This window comes from Nocardia asiatica NBRC 100129 (genome assembly GCF_000308415.1).
GTDB classification, from domain to species: Bacteria; Actinomycetota; Actinomycetes; order Mycobacteriales; family Mycobacteriaceae; genus Nocardia; species Nocardia asiatica.
In genome coordinates this window covers 15,141-30,675 of sequence record NZ_BAFS01000028.1, presented here as the reverse complement: position 1 = coordinate 30,675, position 15,535 = coordinate 15,141, and the positions used below count along the sequence as shown (strand labels likewise).

Sequence of the window (15,535 nt, the reverse complement as noted above, 5' to 3'; positions counted from 1 at the left end):
CCAGCTCCTGGTAGATCAGCAGCGGCAGCGACGCCATATTGCCGTCGAAGATGTTCGTGTTGATCGACTTGCTGTAGCCGACCAGCACCAGCACGGGAGCGGTCTCACCCATCACCCTGGCGATGGCCAGCAGGATACCGCTGATCATGCCGGGCAGCGCGGTCGGCACCACGATCCGCACGATGGTCTTCCACTTCGGGATGCCCAGCGCGTAGGACGCCTCGCGTAGTTCGTCGGGCACCAGTTTGAGCATTTCCTCGGTGCTGCGGACCACCACCGGCAACATCAGCAACACCAGCGCCAGCGACACCGCGAGCGAACTCTGCGGGAAGCCGAGGGTCGCGATCCACAGCGCGAAGATGAACAGCGCCGCGACGATCGACGGCACGCCTGCCAGGATGTCGACCATGAAGGTGGTGGTCTTGGCCAGCACGCCGCGGCCGTACTCGACCAGATACACCGCGGCCATGATGCCCAGCGGCACGGCGATCACCGTCGCGACCAGCGACTGCGCGATGGTGCCGTAGATGGCGTGGTAGACGCCGCCCGCGACCTGATTCGGCAGCACGCCCTTCAGGGAGTTCTGCCACCAGTCCACCCGGACCACGGCGGCGATGCCCTTGCTGATCACCATGATCAGCACCCAGGCCAGCGGTACGAGCGCGATGCCGAACGCCAGCCAGACCAAGCCGGTCGCGAGGTTGTTGCGCACCTTGCGCGACAAGCTCACATCCCGGAAGGTGGGCGGCTTGATCGGCCGGTCCAGAGTCGAGCTGGTCATCACCCGTTCACCCTTCCGCCGGCGGCGAGACGAGCCAGCGCGTTCACGACGAAGGTCAGCGCGAACAGCACGAAGCCTGCCGCGATGTACGCGCCGGTCGGCAGCGGGTCGCTGAATTCCGCTGCGGCCGAAGCGATTTTGGAGGCGAAGGTGTAGCCGCCGTCGAACACCGACCACTGTCCCGGCTGCGCGGCCGTCTTCAGCACGATGAGCACGGCGATCGTCTCGCCGAGCGCGCGGCCGAGGCCGAGCATGGCGCCGGCGATCATGCCGCTGCGGCCGTAGGGCAGCACCGTCATCCGCACGACTTCCCATTTCGTCGCGCCGAGCGCCTGCGCCGCCTCGATGTGCGCGCGGGGAGTGAGGTTGAACACCTCACGGCTGACCGACGTGATGATCGGCAGGATCATCACCGCGAGCACGACGCCCGCGGTGAAGATCGTGCCGCCGCTGGCCAGCGGGATGTTGCCGTCCGAGAACAGGAACAGCCATTTGAGGTTGTCGTTCAGGAAGGTCTGGATCGGCTCCAATTGCGGAGCCAGCACCAGGATTCCCCACAGACCGAACACGATCGAGGGCACCGCCGCGAGTAGATCGACGACTACCGAGAACGGCCGCGCCAGCGTCTTGGGCGCGTAGTGCGTCAAGAACAGCGCGATGCCGATGCCGATCGGAACGGCGAGCACCAGAGCGAAGATCGAACTCAGCACCGTCACCATGAACAGATCGCGGATGCCGAACCGGAGGTTGTTGGCATCCGAGGTGTTGAAGTCGGTACTGGTGAAGAAGTTCGCCTCGTTCGCCAGTACCGACGGCACCGCTCGGATCAGCAGGAACAGTGCGATCAGCGCGATGGCCGCGACGATGATCGCACCCGCGGTCGTCGCCAGCGAGCGGAAGATGATCTCCGCTCGGGGGCTGTGCGGGCGACCGCTCCTGGCGGTCGGTCCGTTGCTCTGCTTGCTCGGCATGAGCGCAGTATCTCCGCCTGCTCGCTGGTCGGTCGAATTCGACTGACCAGCGGCGGCGACCTCGTCGTGCACGGTCATATGGGGGCTGCTATCAGGAGATGGCGTTGATGGCGGTGGTCAGCTTGGTCTTGAACTGCTCCGGGATCGGGATGTACCCGGCCTCGTCCAGACCCTGCTGACCATTGGTGACCGCGGAGGTGAGGAAGGCCTTCACCGCCGTGGCCGTGTTCGCGTCGGCGTACTTCGAGCACACGATCTCGTAGGTCGGCATCACGATCGGGTACGCGCCCGCCACCGACGGCTTGTAGAACGAGGAGGTGTCGATGATCAGGTCATTGCCCTGGCCCGAGATCTTCGCGGACTCGATCGCCTTGCCCGCCGACTCGACGCTGAGCGTCACCGGGTCCTTGCTCGCCGAGGTGATGACGCGCGCGATCGACAGGTTCTGCGCCTTCGCGAACGACCACTCGTTGTAGGTGATCGCGTTCTTGGTGGTCTTCACCGCGGCCGAGGTGCCCTCGTTGCCCTTCGAGCCCGCGCCGACGCCGCCGTTGAAGGCCTTGCCCGCGCCCTTGCCCCAGGCGCCGTCGGAGGCGGCGTCGAGGTAGAGCTGGAAGTTGTCCGTGGTGCCCGACTCGTCGCTGCGGAAGATCACCGCGATCGGCTCGGACGGCAGCTTGGCGTTCGGGTTCAACGCCTTGATCTCGGGAGCGTCCCAGGTGGTCACGGCGCCGTTGAAGATCTTGGCGGCGGTCGGGCCGTCCAGCGCGAGGTCGGTCACGCCGTCGATGTTGTAGGTGATCGCGACCGGGCCGAAAACGGTCGGCAGGTTCCACGCCGGCGAGGCGCAGCGATCGGCGGCCTTCTTCGGCTCGTCCTTCTTCGAGCTCAGCGGCGAGTCGGAGCCACCGAAATCGGTCTGTCCGCCGATGAATTCGCTCACACCGGCGCCCGAGCCGCTGGAGGTGTAGTTCAGCGTCGCGCCGTCGCAGTTCTTCTCGTACGCGGCGATGAAGCGCTCCATCGCGTTCTTCTGCGCCGAGGAGCCACTGGCCTTGAGCGCCTCCTTGCCGCCACAGGCGACGTCGACCTTGGCCACGTTGCCCGTGTCGGAAGAGGTGTTGTCGTCACTGCCACAGGCGGCCAGCGTCATCGCGCCGACGGCCAGCACACCGACCAGGGCGCTGCTGCGCTTGAAATTCACGTATTCCTCCGGAATGGCGTCCTACTCGTCCGGTCCCTCACCGGCCCGGACGGGTGTTGTGGTGCTGTTCGCGGGGAACTTGCGCACCAGGCAGCAGTGTGCTGCCCTCACACAACCTAAGGTCACGTGGTTGACAGTTGGACGGACCTGAGTGAACGGAGAGTGAACAGCCCGGCGCGATTGCACCCGGTGCATGTGACGTTTGCCCTAGTTTTACTCGGCGATAGCCGGTCTGCCGCTTGTTATTCAGCCGCGGCGTAGGCGACGTCCACATGGGCGGGCGCAAATCCGAGACGGGTATACGTGCGCACCGCGGCGACGTTGTCCGCCTCGGTGTAGAGCAACACCTCGGACAACCCGCGATCCCGCAGGTGGCGCAAGCCGGCGAGGGTGAGCAGACGACCGAGGCCACGCCCCTGCGCAGCGGGGTCGATACCGACCACGTACACCTCCCCGAGCGGCGGATCGTCCGCGTAATGCACCTTGGTCCAGTGAAACCCGAGCAGCCGGTCGGGCACGTCGGCATCGAAGGCGAGAAACAGGCCGGCCGGGTCGAACCACGACTCGGCCCGGCGGATCTCGATGTCGCGTGCGGTCCAGCCGCCCTGTTCCGGATGCCAGGCGAAGGCGGCGCCGTTCACCCGCACCAGTTCCGCGTCGTCGGCGGCGCCGGCATAGGTGCGCACCGTGAGGCCCTCCGGCACCGCCAACTCCGGTAGCTCTGGAGTTGCCAGAGAGCGCCGCATCTGCCACAGCTCGCGCGCCGTACGCAGCCCCAGCCGAGCCGCGACGGCTTTCGCCGCCGGCCGGTCGCCGTGCGCCCACACCCGCGCGCCCGGGCCGCCCGCGGCGAGGGCGGCCGCGACCAGATCGGTCCCCAGGCCGTGGCCGCGCTGGGACGGGTCCACCGCCACCTCGGCCATCGCCGGGTGTTCGCCGTGGGCAGGCACCAGATTCGCGTAACCGGCGATCGTGCCGTCGCGTCGGGCGAGCAGATGACGCGCCGCGACGCCGTCGTCCGAAGTCAGCGAAAACACCGCTTGCTCCGAGACGGGGGCGACCCCGTCGGCGGCGCCGGCGCGCGCCAGCAGATCGGTGATCGCCCGGGCCGTGTCCGCGTCGGGACGGTCGGTCCACTGTGTCGTCACGCCGCTCATCGGCCTCCGTTCATCGAGCCAGCGGGTCCCGCGGGGCCCGCTCCTGGCAACGTCGCGCGAGCCCGCGGCATTTCGGCCGGTGCCGAGGTCCACACCAGCGGGACTCCGGCCGCCGACCGCGCGAATTCACTGTGCGGAGCCGTTGACCGGCGTGAGCGGGGAATCGTCGGTGCCCTCGTTCTCGTCGTCCGGAAAGCTCACCGGCTCGCCCTTGGCCGCCGCGCGTGACGGGCGCACAGCCTTGTAGCCGACATTGCGCACCGTGCCGATCAGCGACTCGTACTCGCTGCCGAGCTTGGCGCGCAACCGCCGCACGTGCACGTCGACGGTGCGGGTGCCGCCGAAGAAGTCGTAGCCCCAGACCTCTTGCAGCAGCTGCGCGCGGGTGAACACCCGGCCCGCGTGCTGCGCGAGGTACTTCAGCAGCTCGAACTCCTTGTAGGTGAGGTCGAGCGGGCGGCCACGCAACCGCGCGGTATAGGTGCCCTCATCGATCACCAGCTCACCGAGGGTGATCTTGCCGGTGTTCTCCGGGCTGGCCACGCCGCCGTTGCGCCCCACCAGCAGCCGCAGCCTGGCGTCGAGTTCGGCGGGACCGGTGCCGGGCAGCAGGATGTCGTCGAGTCCCCAGTCCGCGTTCACCGCGACCAAGCCCCCCTCGGTGAGCACCGCGACGACCGGCACGGAGGACCCTGTGCTGCCCAGCAGGCGGCACAGGCCGCGAGCGGCGGCCAGGTCGGTCCGGGCGTCCACCAGGGCGACGTCCGCGGTGCCTGCCTCGAGCAGGGATGCCACCTCGGTGGGCGCGGGCCGCACATTGTGGGCCAGCAACGCCAGCGAGGGCAACACCGACTCGGGGTTGGGGTCGGAGGTAAGCAGGAGCAGCTCCACAGGCCCTCCTCCCATCTCGTAGCCACGCGGATGCGGCAGCACCGCCGCGGCCGCGTCGCTAATCACAGGTAATCGGATGCAAGATTAGCGCGTAACAAGGCATGACCACGCATTCCGGGTGCGCGGGCGTACCCGTCGACACCTGACAGCCCGGCTCGGGCCAACCGATATGGTGCCTACATGGGTTATGTATCGGGCAGTCCCGCCACGGGCGGGACGCCCGGCGCGGCACCACGACGTGCGCCGCGCGGCGTCCAGCCGCCGCGGCCCGAGACCCGGAGAGACGGGGGACCATGCGCAAGCTGATCATCGGCCTGCTGTGTCTGGCGGGATTCGCCGTCGTCGCCGACTTCAGCACCGCCGCCTATTCCGAGTACCGGATGTCCCGAGCGCTGCGCGACGGCGCCGATCTCACGGCCGATCCCGAAGTGACCATCCACGGTTTCCCGTTCTTCGGCCAGGCCTGGGACAGCCGCTACGACCACGTGGAGATCCGGGCACGCGCCAAGCGCGCGGACATCCCCGGCGAGACCGCACTGGAAGCGACGCTGACCGGGGTGCGGCTGCCGGTCGGCGAGCTGGTCGACGGCAGCCTGCGCGCCGTCCCCGTGGAGCGGGTGGACAGCCGGTTGCGCGTGGAACCCACCGAATTGGGCCGGCTGTTCACCATCCCCGATCTGCAGGTGCACTCGCGCCCCGCGGACAAGTCCGACGGGACCGGCGGATCGGGCGGCTCCGGTATGACCACCACGGGCGCCCTGGTGCTCACCGGCACCCTGCCGGAAACCCCCGGCACACAGTACGGCGGCGAGAAGGTCAGCGTGCAGGCCGAACTGTTCCTCGAAGACGACCAAGTGAAGATCGTCGCGACCGGCTTCTATCGCGGCCCGCCGGGCACCGAGACCATGCCTGTGGCGGTGATCACCGAGGCCGATCGCCCCGCGGTGCTCGCCCGGTTCACCCGTACCATCGACACTAAAGAGTTGCCGTTCGGTGTCCGGCCCACCAAGGTCTCCGCACAGGGCGGTCAGATCGTCGTGGAGGGCAAGGGCGTGAACGTCACGATCGACCTCGACCGATTGCAGCGACCATGATCCAGATCACCATTTTGGCAGCGGTACTGCTCGCCGCGCTCGCGGTGGGCATCCTGCTGCGCAGGCGCGACGGCAAGGTCCGCGCGGGCGCGGGCATCGGCGCGACCGAGTCGGCTCGCGCCGAACTGCTGGCAGCCGTCGGCGTGACCGGAACCGGGCCGACCGTGCTGCATTTCTCCGCCGAATGGTGCGGCCCGTGCGCCGCGGTTCGCCGAGTAGTTGCCAATGTCACCGGTCAGCTGGCCGGATCACCGCAACCGCCGCAGGACATCGAGGTGGACATCGACGCCGAGCCCGCGCTCGCACGGGAGTTGAACGTGCTCTCGTTGCCCACCACGTTCGTCTTCGACACCGCGGGCAGGGAGCGGTTCCGGATCTCCGGCGTGCCCAAGGACAGGGATCTGCACTCCGCCCTCGAGCCGCTCACCTCCGCTGCCTGAGCTGCGACGACAAGACCCCTGGACGGATGTGATCCACCCCGGGTCCAATTCTCCCGCCGAATTGGGTAAACTGCTTGGCGTGCTTTCCAACCACGAGCTGATGCTCACCCGACGCCGCACAGTGGATCTGTGTCGGCTCGGTGGTTGTTGCTGCCTGTGCCGCTGATCGGTCGGCTTCCCCGGATTTCCTGACGCCGACCTTTGTCCGCCGCGCGAGTGATCTCACGATCCCCCGGCGAATTGGCAAATATTCAGTCATCGGACTTATTCAGCGCAGGAGTACGCACCATGTCCACCGAGATCCGTAACATTTCCGGACCCCTTCCCACTACCACCGACCAGGTCGATGTCCGCGGACCGCGTTTCGTCGCCTGGGTCACCACCGGCGTGCTGGTCCTCGTCCTGCTCACCGCCGCGCTCGCTCCGGCCGCCGCGGCGATCCTGATCGCCCTGCAAGCGGTCGTCTTCGCCCTCGGCGCCGCCCTCGGTCCGCGCCGCCACCCGTACGGGCGGATCTACGCGGCTTTCGTCGCGCCGCGTCTCGCGCCGGCCGACGCGACCGAGCCGACGGCTCCGCTGCGGTTCGCGCAGCTGCTCGGTTTCGTCTTCGCGGCCGTCAGCCTGCTGGGCTTCGCGCTCGGCTCCACAGTCGTCGGCGCGGTGTTCGCCGGCTTCGCCCTGTTCGCGGCGTTCCTGAACGCTGCGTTCGGGATCTGCCTGGGTTGCCGGATCTATCCGCTGGCAGCCCGCCTCCGCCGGAGCCCGTCACCGGCATCGAACTGACCCTGCACGTCATCTCTGAAAGGAAAACAATGGCTCGCTCCGATGTCCTGGTCTCCGTTGACTGGGCCGAAGAGAACCTCAACGCCCCCGGCGTCGTCTTCGTCGAGGTCGACGAGGACACCTCCGCCTACGACGGTGGTCACATCGAGGGTGCCGTCCGGCTCGACTGGAAGAAGGACCTGCAGGACCAGGTTCGTCGCGACTTCGTGAACCAGGAGCAGTTCTCCGATCTGCTCTCGGCGCGCGGCATCTCCAACGACGACGAGGTCATCCTGTACGGCGGCAACAACAACTGGTTCGCCGCGTACGCCTACTGGTACTTCAAGCTGTACGGCCACAACAACGTCAAGCTGCTCGACGGTGGCCGTAAGAAGTGGGAGCTGGACGGCCGTCCGCTGTCCACCGAGCCGGTGAACCGCCCCGCCACCCAGTACAAGGCCTCCGCGCCCGACCTGTCCATCCGCGCCTTCCGCGACGAGGTCATCGCCGCCATCGGCACGAAGAACCTGGTCGACGTGCGTTCCCCCGACGAGTTCACCGGCAAGATCCTGGCGCCCGCGCACCTGCCGCAGGAGCAGAGCCAGCGTCCGGGCCACATCCCCGGTGCCATCAACGTGCCGTGGAGCAAGGCCGCGAACGAGGACGGCACCTTCAAGTCCGACGCCGAGCTGACCGAGATCTACCAGGAAGCCGGCCTGGACGGCGAGAAGGAGACCATCGCGTACTGCCGGATCGGCGAGCGCTCCTCGCACACGTGGTTCGTGCTGCAGGAACTGCTCGGCCACCAGAACGTCAAGAACTACGACGGGAGCTGGACCGAATACGGCTCCCTCGTCGGCGCTCCGATCGAGTTGGGAGAGTAATCGACATGTGTGCAGCACCTACTCAGGGTCAGGCCATCCCGGCCGGGGTCGACGTGGAGAAGGAGACGGTCATCACCGGCCGGGTCCTGAGCACCGACGGCCAGCCGGTGGGCGGGGCGTTCGTGCGCCTGCTCGACGGCAACGGCGACTTCACCGCCGAGGTGGTCGCCTCGGGCACCGGTGACTTCCGGTTCTTCGCGGCTCCCGGCTCGTGGACCGTTCGCGCGCTGTCCTCGGCGGGCAACGGCTCCGCCGAGGTGCGCCCCGAAGGCGCGGGCATCCATTCGGTGGACGTCGCGGTCGCCAAGTAAGACCGCCTACTCGCGAACGGCCCCGGTCGCTTTCCGCTCCGCGGAAGCACCGGGGCCGTTTGCGTGCCGCCGCACGAGGGTCGTTAGACTCGGATCGTGGTCCTCTTCTTCGAGATTCTGCTGGTGGCCGTGGCCGTGCTGATCGGCTGGTTCGGCCTCTACGTCTTCTACCGGCTGTTCACCGAATCATGAGCGAACTCGCGAGCGAAGGTTCCAACCCGGCCGAGCGAGCGAGTGAACAACTGAACGGTAACGCTCCGGCCGACTCCGCCGGTCGCCGCAGCGGTGACCAGGCCGTAGCCGACGCCGCCGAACGGGCGAAATCGACCGGCGCCCGCAACATCCCGGTCCTGCCGGATCTTCCGCTGCCCGACGACACCGCCAATCTGCGGCTCGGCCCGGATCTGAGCGCCTCGATGCTCGCGCTGCTCCCCCTGGTGGGCGTGTGGCGCGGTGAGGGCGAGGGCAACGACCCCGAGCGCGGCGACTACCGGTTCGGCCAGCAGATCGTCGTCTCGCACGACGGCGGCGACTACCTGGCCTGGGAGTCCCGGTCCTGGGTTATCGACGCCGAGGGCGGCTACGACGGCCCCGACCTGCGCGAGAGCGGTTTCTGGCGGGTCGGCATCGACGGCGACGACGAGGTCATCGAATTGCTGCTGGCGCACAACGGCGGCATCGTGGAGCTGTTCTACGGGCAGGCGCTGACCCAGTCGTCCTGGGAACTGGCCACCGACGTGGTGATCCGCAGCCAGTCCGGCGTCGTCGTGGGCGGCGCCAAACGCCTCTACGGCATCGTCGAAGGCGGCGACCTGGCCTACGTCGAGGAGCGCGTGGTAGCCGACGGCCCCCTCGAACCCCGCCTCTCCGCCCGCTTGCAGCGCTACATCGGCTGAGCCGAGCTGCCCGCATCGCCGCGGGCAAGAGGGAACTCACTCGTGCCGGTTCGACCGGCACGAGCAGCGGCGAGGTCAAGCGACGGCGGTCCCCTCGAGTTCGACCATCTGGCCGGGGATCGCCAGCCGTGTCACACCCAGCATCGTGGTGGCCGGCGCCACCCCGGCGGCGCCCAACCGCGATGCCAGCACGCCGTAGTGCGGGAACAGCAGATCCACGTCGGTGGTGTAGACGTTGAGCCGAACGAGATTCGCCAGGGACATGCCGGCCTCGCCGAGGACGGCCTCCAGGTTGTCGAGGCTCAACGCCAACTGGGCCGCCATGTCACCGTCGTACTGGGGCTTGCCATCACCGCTCATCGCGGTCTGCCCCGAGCAGTAGAGGGTCCGGGTCTGCCCGGAGACGATCTCACCCTGGTTGAATCCCATCTCCGCCGCCCACGTCACGGGGTTGACCGCCGTTCGTCGCAGAACCACATCAGCTCCAATTCATCGAGTGTCCTTACGTCCATGAGCCTGCCAACAAAACACGACATCCTCGGTCAGGTATTTCGGTAGATTTTCCGTATGCGCGCCGACCGATTGGTCTCGCTGGTGCTGTTGCTACGTCAGCGCGGTCGGTTGACCGCGGACACGCTCGCCCGCGAACTGGAGGTATCCACGCGCACCGTGCTGCGCGACATCGAAGCCCTCTCCGCGGCGGGCGTCCCGGTCTACGCCGAACGCGGCAGGCACGGCGGTTTCGAATTGCTGCCCGGTTTCCAGACCGAACTCACCGGACTCAACCACGACGAAGCACTCGCCCTGCTGGTCGCCGGATCACGGCGCGGCGCGCAAGTCTTCGGCCTCGGCTCGGCGCTCGCGTCGGCCATGCTCAAAGTGGTGGACGCGCTGCCGGAAAGCTATCGGGCCACCGCCGGCGACGCGGCCCGGCGATTGCTCATCGAACCCGAGACCGACCTCCTCTCGCGACGGCTGGTTGCCGAGGAAGTGCCCGACACCATCGTGACCGAGGTGCGGCGCGCGGTGTTCGCCGGACACAAGCTGCGCATCCGCTACGCGGCGGCCGACCAGACCCCGAAGTGGCGCACGGTGGATCCGATCGGCCTGGTCACCGTGCGCGGCCAGGGCTATCTGCTGGCTACGAGATCGGGCGCGGACCGCACCTACCGGCTGTCGCGGGTGTCGGCCGCCGAGGAACTTCCGGAACCCGCGGAGCGACCGGACCGGGTCGATCTGGACCGGGCCTGGCAGGAGCGCAGCACACGGTTCCGGACCGGCGGCGACCAAGTCGCCGTGGAGGTACGGGTGCACCCGGCACGGCGAGAAGACTTGGTGAACACCGCCCTCGCCGTCAGCGCCGAAGAGACCGACACCGACGGCTGGCTGCGACTGAAGGTGACCTTCCAAGATCCCAGACATGCCGAGTGGGCACTTTGGCAACTCGTGACCGACGCGGAAGCCCTCGCCCCGCAATGGTTACGCACGAGCCTGCACAACCGCGCCGCCGAAATCGCCGCCTGCTACGCAAAGCCATCCTGAGAGCCAACGCACCCCGCGCGCCTCCGCCAGAAACGACACCTGATCTCGCAAACACAGCACTCCGCGTGCCCCCCCACCAATGCGACACCTGATCTCGAGCACATGGGTAACTCACCGGGCACGCCCAAAACCCAGCCCACCCCCAACGCAAGACCTGTGACCTACCAACCCCCCACCCACTGGTACGGCCTGAATACCCGGAGAGGCGGACCAGAACAGAACAGCCCCCGAGCCATACCGGTGCTTCTTGCGTCGCACGGGTCCGGTCGGACCGACCGGGGCTCGGGGGCCGGGTGACTGCCTGGATTTCGCTCAGCGCTCGCGCGGGCGAATCCACCTGCAGCGGTGGCGCTAGCGGACAGCCACCTCACGTGTCCTATGAATATCCATTCTTCGAACCACCTCCTTCCTCGTGTACGAACGAATCTAGCGATGCGTCAGTAGCTCGGCAACGGAATTTCTCGGTGGGCTGAAACGGTGGCGCGGCACGCTGGTTCCTCGCTCCCGAAAACGGTTGTGACCTCGCCTGATGCGGATATCTGTAGCACCGTGTCGGCCTGATGGTCGCGCGGCAGGTGGTGCGTGACGACGATCACGACGCGATCGGGTGCGACGAGACCGCTATCGGCGTCGAGGAGGTGGCGCAGCAGTCGCGCCCCGGCCTCGGCTTCCAGGTGTTCGGTCGGCTCGTCGAGGAGCAATACCCGTGCCGGTGACACCAGTGCCCGCGCGAGCAGGATCCGGCGACGCTGACCGCCCGACACCGCGGCCGCTCCCCCGGCCAGATCGGTGTGCACTCCCTCCGGCAGCCCGTCCAGCCAGTCGCCGAGACCGGCCGTCCGCAACGCCTTCTCGGCCTGTTCCGCGGTGAGATCGCCGCGCGCGACCCGCAGATTCTCCAGCACGGAGGTGCCGAACAGGTGCGCGTCCTCGGCGAAGAAGGTGACGCCGGGGCGAGGGGCGTCGAACAACCCGGCCCACTGCATCAGCAGAGTCGTCTTGCCCGCGCCGCTGGGGCCGACCACCGCGATGCGCCGTCCTCGCGGCAGTTCCGGCACGCGGACGTTGAGCGTCCGGGCCGAGTGGGCGTCACTCGCCGACCATTCTTGTCCCGGCTCTGATTCGCATCCAAGTCCGGCGTCATATGGGTCGGCCGTCGCGGGGCCGTCATCGAGCCGACACGGGACCAGTGCGGCGACGCTTTCTTTCAAGTCCTCCGGGCGCGCTGGACCGTTGTCGGAATGCCCTTCGGAGGCAGTTTCACGGGGCGCGCCGTTACCGGCCCCGCCGGTCACGAGCGCGGAAGAGGCCGGGAGGACCGGTCGGGCGTCCCCGGTCCGCGCGGCGTCGCCGACCAGGTCGGACGGCGCGACCCCCGTGCGCGGCGGATCGTCCGTCCCGGTTCCGACGCTCGGTATGCGGATGGCGCACGCCGCCGCGTCCCCGGCGGGCAGGGCACGAGCAGTCGCCCAGGGGTCTGCCGACGTGCCGGTGGGCGACTCGGCTTCCAGCCCGTCCATGCGACGCAGCGCCGCACGGGCAGTTGTCAGGGCCTGCGCCGCCGCGGGCAGCGGGCCGACCGCTTCGAAGGCGGAGAGGGGCAGCAGCACCAGGATCACCAGTGCCATGGGTGTCATCGCGCCCGCCGTGCCGCCGTGGGGGCCTAGACGGTGATGCCGATCAGCAGGGCGCCGAGCACAGCTGCTCCGATCGACAGCGGCGTGGCGGCGGCCGACCACGCGCTGCGCGCGGCGGCCCGGTCCTCCGCCGCGACCGCCCGGCGGGAAGCTTCCCCGGCCGCGTCGAGGGCGGCGTCGAGGCGACCGGCCACGCGCAGTTCGGCGGCGTGGTCGAGGACCGTGAGCGCCTGCGCGGTGAACTCCGCCCGGTCGGCGCGCACGGCGCGTTCCGCCTCCGAGGCCGCCTCGGCCGACAACCACGGCGCGACTATCCCCGACAGCACCAGCGCACCCGCGAGAATCGCGGCCGCGTTCGGCGAGATCGTCGCCAGCAGCGCGACGGCGGCGACCGAGAGGACGGCGGCGACCGCGACCGGAACGAACACGCGGACCACCACGGCGCCCAGATCATCGATGTCGCTGCCGATCCGGACCAGGAGATCACCGCGGCGCGGCGGCTTCGTCTCCCGGGGCCACGCGTCCAGCCGGTCGCCGCCGTGCGCGTCGGGTCGGCGCAGCCAATGATTCGAGCGGGCCAGCGTCCGGTAGACCGTGGTTCGCGCCGTGGTCATGGCGCGCAGGGCGACGTCGTGCGTCGCGAGCCGTTCCAGGTACCGGCACAGGCCGCGCGAGATACCGAGCGCGCGCACCGCGACGACGGCGATGCTCAGGTCGAGCACCGGCGGCATCTGCCAGGCCCGCGCGATCAGCCAGGCCGCCAGCGCCGCGAGCCCGAGCCCGCTGCCCAGCGCCAGCACGCCCCAGCCGATCGCCACCGCGACCCGCGGGCGGGACAATTCGAGCAGCTCCCACATTCGCCGCAGATCAGCGAGCACCGCGCGGGTGTCGCGCGAAACGCCCCGCGTCGTCGCGATCGCGAGTCTCGTACGTCCCTCGTGCTGGTGGGCCGAGGCCGGTCCAGCAGCGGCCGGTCCCTGAACGCGCCGCAGGAGCGCATTGCGGACAACCCGACCGCGCCGCGCCGTGCCGATCGCTCCGTCGGCGACCATCGACTGCCGCCGTTTCCTCTCGGGCGTGGGTATCTGCTCGGACAATCGACCGACCATCCCGGCGTTCACCGCAGGACCTCCGCTCGATCGGCGCGAACCTGGACGACGTGGTCGGCGGCGGCCAGAACGGTCGGGCGATGACCGATGACGACGACCGTAGCGCCCGCGCGGGCCCGAGCCTGGAGAGCGGCCAGCACGGTGGCTTCGGCGGCGGCGTCGAGGTGTGCGGTCGGCTCGTCGAGCAGCAGGATCGGGCGGTCGGTGGCCAGCACTCTGGTCAGCGCGAGACGTTGGCGCTGGCCGAGCGACAGGCCGATGCCGCCGGGGCCGACCACAGTGCCCCACCGATCGGGCAGATCATCGAGCACGGCGTCGAAACCGGTGGCGACACAAGCGGCTTCGAGATCGTCGACGACGCGGACGGGGCCGCGCGCGGCGTGGTCCACCGGTCGCGCACCGAGCAGTTCGAGGTTGTCTCGCAGCGTGCCCGGCACCAGCACCGGCCGCTGCGGCAGCCAAGCCACGCGCGCCCACCAGCGGTCCGGGTCCAGTGCACGGACGTCGACACCGTCGACGGTCACGGCGCCTCGGTCGGGCCTGATCAGCCCCAGGATCGCTTGCAGCGCGGTGGATTTGCCGCTGCCGTTGGGTCCGGCGAGCACCGTGAGCGAGCCGGGCCGCAACGTCGCCGACAGGCCCGCGGGCGCGAGCCCGTCCCGCGCTCGGACCGAGAGGTCGCACAGTTCCACCGTGCCGGGACCTGCCGAACTCGCACTCCGTTCCGTCGCGCCGGTCACCTTCGGCGCAGCTGACCGGCCGCTCGCATCCGGAGCCCGCGACTCGTCCGGTGCCACGGCACTCGCGCCGGCCGGAAGGTCGTCTCGCTCCGGAGGCGTGCCGTCGAGAACCGCGAACGCCTTGTCGGCGGCCGCCATACCGTCCTGAGCCGCGTGGAACCGTTCGCCGACCATGCGCAGCGGCAGATACACCTCCGGCGCGAGAACCAGCGCCACCAAGCCCGCGTAGAGACTCATCTCACCGAACACCAACCGCAACCCGATGGACACCGCGATCAAGGCGACGCTCAGCGTGGCGAGCATTTCCAGCACCATCGAGGACAGGAAGGCCATGCGCAGCGCGCGCATGGTGCGCTGCCGCAGCGCGTCACCGAGTTCGCGCACGCGGTGCTGCATGGTGCCCGCGGGCCCCGCGCCCTGCCGTTCGCGGGAAGGGGTTTCCGGTTCGGCGAAGCCCGTTTCCCGGCCTAGTGCCCGCAATGTCGGCATGCCCGCGAACAGGTCGAGCATTTGATCCGACAGCCGGGTGGTTGCCGCGAGCGTGGCCTCCGCCCGCCCCTGGGTCAGCAGACCGATCAGGATCATGAAAATCGGGATGAGCGGCAGAGTGATCACCACGATCACGCCGGAGGTGAGATCGTGCGCGGCGATGACGGCGAGCACGACCGGCGGCACCAGCACAGCCAGCAACAGCGCGGGCACGTAGCCCACGAGATAGCCGCGCAGCCCGGACAATCCCGTGCCGACCACCACCGCCAGCTCCGTGCGGCGCGTGTCGAGTTCGCGGGGGGACAGTCGCGCACCGGCACCGAGCACCGCGCTCTCCAGCTCCGCCACAACGCTCGCGCCCGCCCGGTGGGCCAGCCGGGACTGCCACCAGGTGGCGAGCACGCGCCCCGCGATCGCGAGCGTGAGCACGATCAGTTCGGCCGTCCACGCGCCGAGGGTGCGCAGACCAGGGTCGGTGACCACTCCGGCCAGCACCCGTCCGATCAGCACCGCCGCCACCACGATCGCGGCGGTGACCACGAGCGACAGCGCTACGCTCAGCGCCAGATAACTGCGTGCCGAGCGGGCGTGCCGCCACAGGCGCGGATCGATCGGCGGACGGGCCAT

At 69.1% G+C, this 15,535-nt stretch carries 14 protein-coding genes and 2 pseudogenes; 7 read left to right on the top strand and 9 right to left on the bottom strand.

All coding sequences use genetic code 11. The features are described 5' to 3' along the window. The 5 genes from pstA to ON27_RS03370 form a co-directional block, all read right to left on the bottom strand. The coding region (pstA, locus tag ON27_RS03390) for a phosphate ABC transporter permease PstA (protein ID WP_043719109.1) at nt 1–781 on the bottom strand (781 nt) is incomplete at its 3' end. Beyond that, entirely contained in the window at nt 781–1,752 is a 972-nt protein-coding gene (gene pstC / locus ON27_RS03385) for a phosphate ABC transporter permease subunit PstC (RefSeq protein ID WP_043719129.1), read from the bottom strand. The genes pstC and pstA, both read right to left, overlap by 1 nt. A gap of 91 nt (nt 1,753–1,843) precedes the next feature. Continuing rightward, entirely contained in the window at nt 1,844–2,956 is a 1,113-nt protein-coding gene (pstS, locus tag ON27_RS03380; RefSeq protein WP_043719107.1) for a phosphate ABC transporter substrate-binding protein PstS, read from the bottom strand. A 242-nt stretch (nt 2,957–3,198) separates the two neighbouring features. After that, on the bottom strand, nt 3,199–4,113 hold the full coding sequence (gene mshD / locus ON27_RS03375; RefSeq protein WP_043719106.1) for a mycothiol synthase: 915 nt from the start codon (nt 4,111–4,113) through the stop codon (nt 3,199–3,201). Between the two features lie 126 nt (nt 4,114–4,239). Continuing rightward, nucleotides 4,240–5,004, bottom strand: coding sequence for a winged helix-turn-helix transcriptional regulator (locus tag ON27_RS03370; protein WP_043719126.1), 765 nt, complete (start codon nt 5,002–5,004; stop codon nt 4,240–4,242). Nucleotides 5,005–5,297: 293 nt separating this feature from the next. Between ON27_RS03370 and ON27_RS03365 the strand changes: the two genes are divergently transcribed. The 6 genes from ON27_RS03365 to ON27_RS03335 all read left to right on the top strand — a co-directional run bounded on the left by ON27_RS03365 (nt 5,298) and on the right by ON27_RS03335 (nt 9,391). Then, nucleotides 5,298–6,098 (top strand): LmeA family phospholipid-binding protein, encoded by an 801-nt coding sequence (locus tag ON27_RS03365; protein WP_043719104.1) that lies wholly within the window; start codon nt 5,298–5,300, stop codon nt 6,096–6,098. After that, nucleotides 6,095–6,538 carry a thioredoxin family protein gene (locus tag ON27_RS03360; protein WP_043719101.1) on the top strand — a complete coding sequence of 148 codons (444 nt, stop codon included), beginning with the start codon at nt 6,095–6,097 and terminating at the stop codon, nt 6,536–6,538. The genes ON27_RS03365 and ON27_RS03360 overlap by 4 nt, the downstream gene beginning before the upstream one ends. 288 nt (nt 6,539–6,826) lie before the next feature. Beyond that, nucleotides 6,827–7,321 (top strand): DUF4395 domain-containing protein, encoded by a 495-nt coding sequence (locus tag ON27_RS03355; RefSeq protein WP_043719099.1) that lies wholly within the window; start codon nt 6,827–6,829, stop codon nt 7,319–7,321. 29 nt (nt 7,322–7,350) lie between these two features. Beyond that, a complete protein-coding gene (locus ON27_RS03350; protein WP_043719097.1) occupies nt 7,351–8,184 on the top strand; it encodes a sulfurtransferase in 834 nt (277 codons plus the stop codon). Nucleotides 8,185–8,189: 5 nt separating this feature from the next. Continuing rightward, a complete protein-coding gene (locus tag ON27_RS03345) occupies nt 8,190–8,495 on the top strand; it encodes a DUF1416 domain-containing protein (protein WP_043686601.1) in 306 nt (101 codons plus the stop codon). A gap of 188 nt (nt 8,496–8,683) precedes the next feature. Further along, entirely contained in the window at nt 8,684–9,391 is a 708-nt protein-coding gene (locus tag ON27_RS03335) for a heme-binding beta-barrel domain-containing protein (protein ID WP_043719095.1), read from the top strand. Between the two features lie 75 nt (nt 9,392–9,466). Here the strand turns inward: ON27_RS03335 and ON27_RS03330 are convergent, their stop codons facing one another. After that, entirely contained in the window at nt 9,467–9,862 is a 396-nt protein-coding gene (locus ON27_RS03330) for a RidA family protein (RefSeq protein WP_043719123.1), read from the bottom strand. A 96-nt stretch (nt 9,863–9,958) separates the two neighbouring features. On the opposite strand from ON27_RS03330, the gene ON27_RS03325 reads away from it, so the two are divergent. Beyond that, the gene (locus ON27_RS03325; protein WP_043719093.1) at nt 9,959–10,933 is read left to right on the top strand and encodes a helix-turn-helix transcriptional regulator; all 975 of its coding nucleotides are present in this window, start codon (nt 9,959–9,961) and stop codon (nt 10,931–10,933) included. Between the two features lie 437 nt (nt 10,934–11,370). On the opposite strand, the pseudogene ON27_RS45735 reads toward ON27_RS03325, so the two are convergent. The 3 genes and pseudogenes from ON27_RS45735 to cydD form a co-directional block, all read right to left on the bottom strand. Continuing rightward, nucleotides 11,371–11,985, bottom strand: a pseudogene (locus ON27_RS45735) (ATP-binding cassette domain-containing protein); the annotation flags it as partial. A 465-nt stretch (nt 11,986–12,450) separates the two neighbouring features. After that, nucleotides 12,451–13,427 (bottom strand): annotated as a pseudogene (locus ON27_RS45730) (ABC transporter domain-containing protein); the annotation flags it as partial. 260 nt (nt 13,428–13,687) lie between these two features. Continuing rightward, nucleotides 13,688–15,535, bottom strand: a complete 1,848-nt coding sequence (gene cydD, locus ON27_RS03310) for a thiol reductant ABC exporter subunit CydD (protein ID WP_051046170.1) — start codon at nt 15,533–15,535, stop codon at nt 13,688–13,690.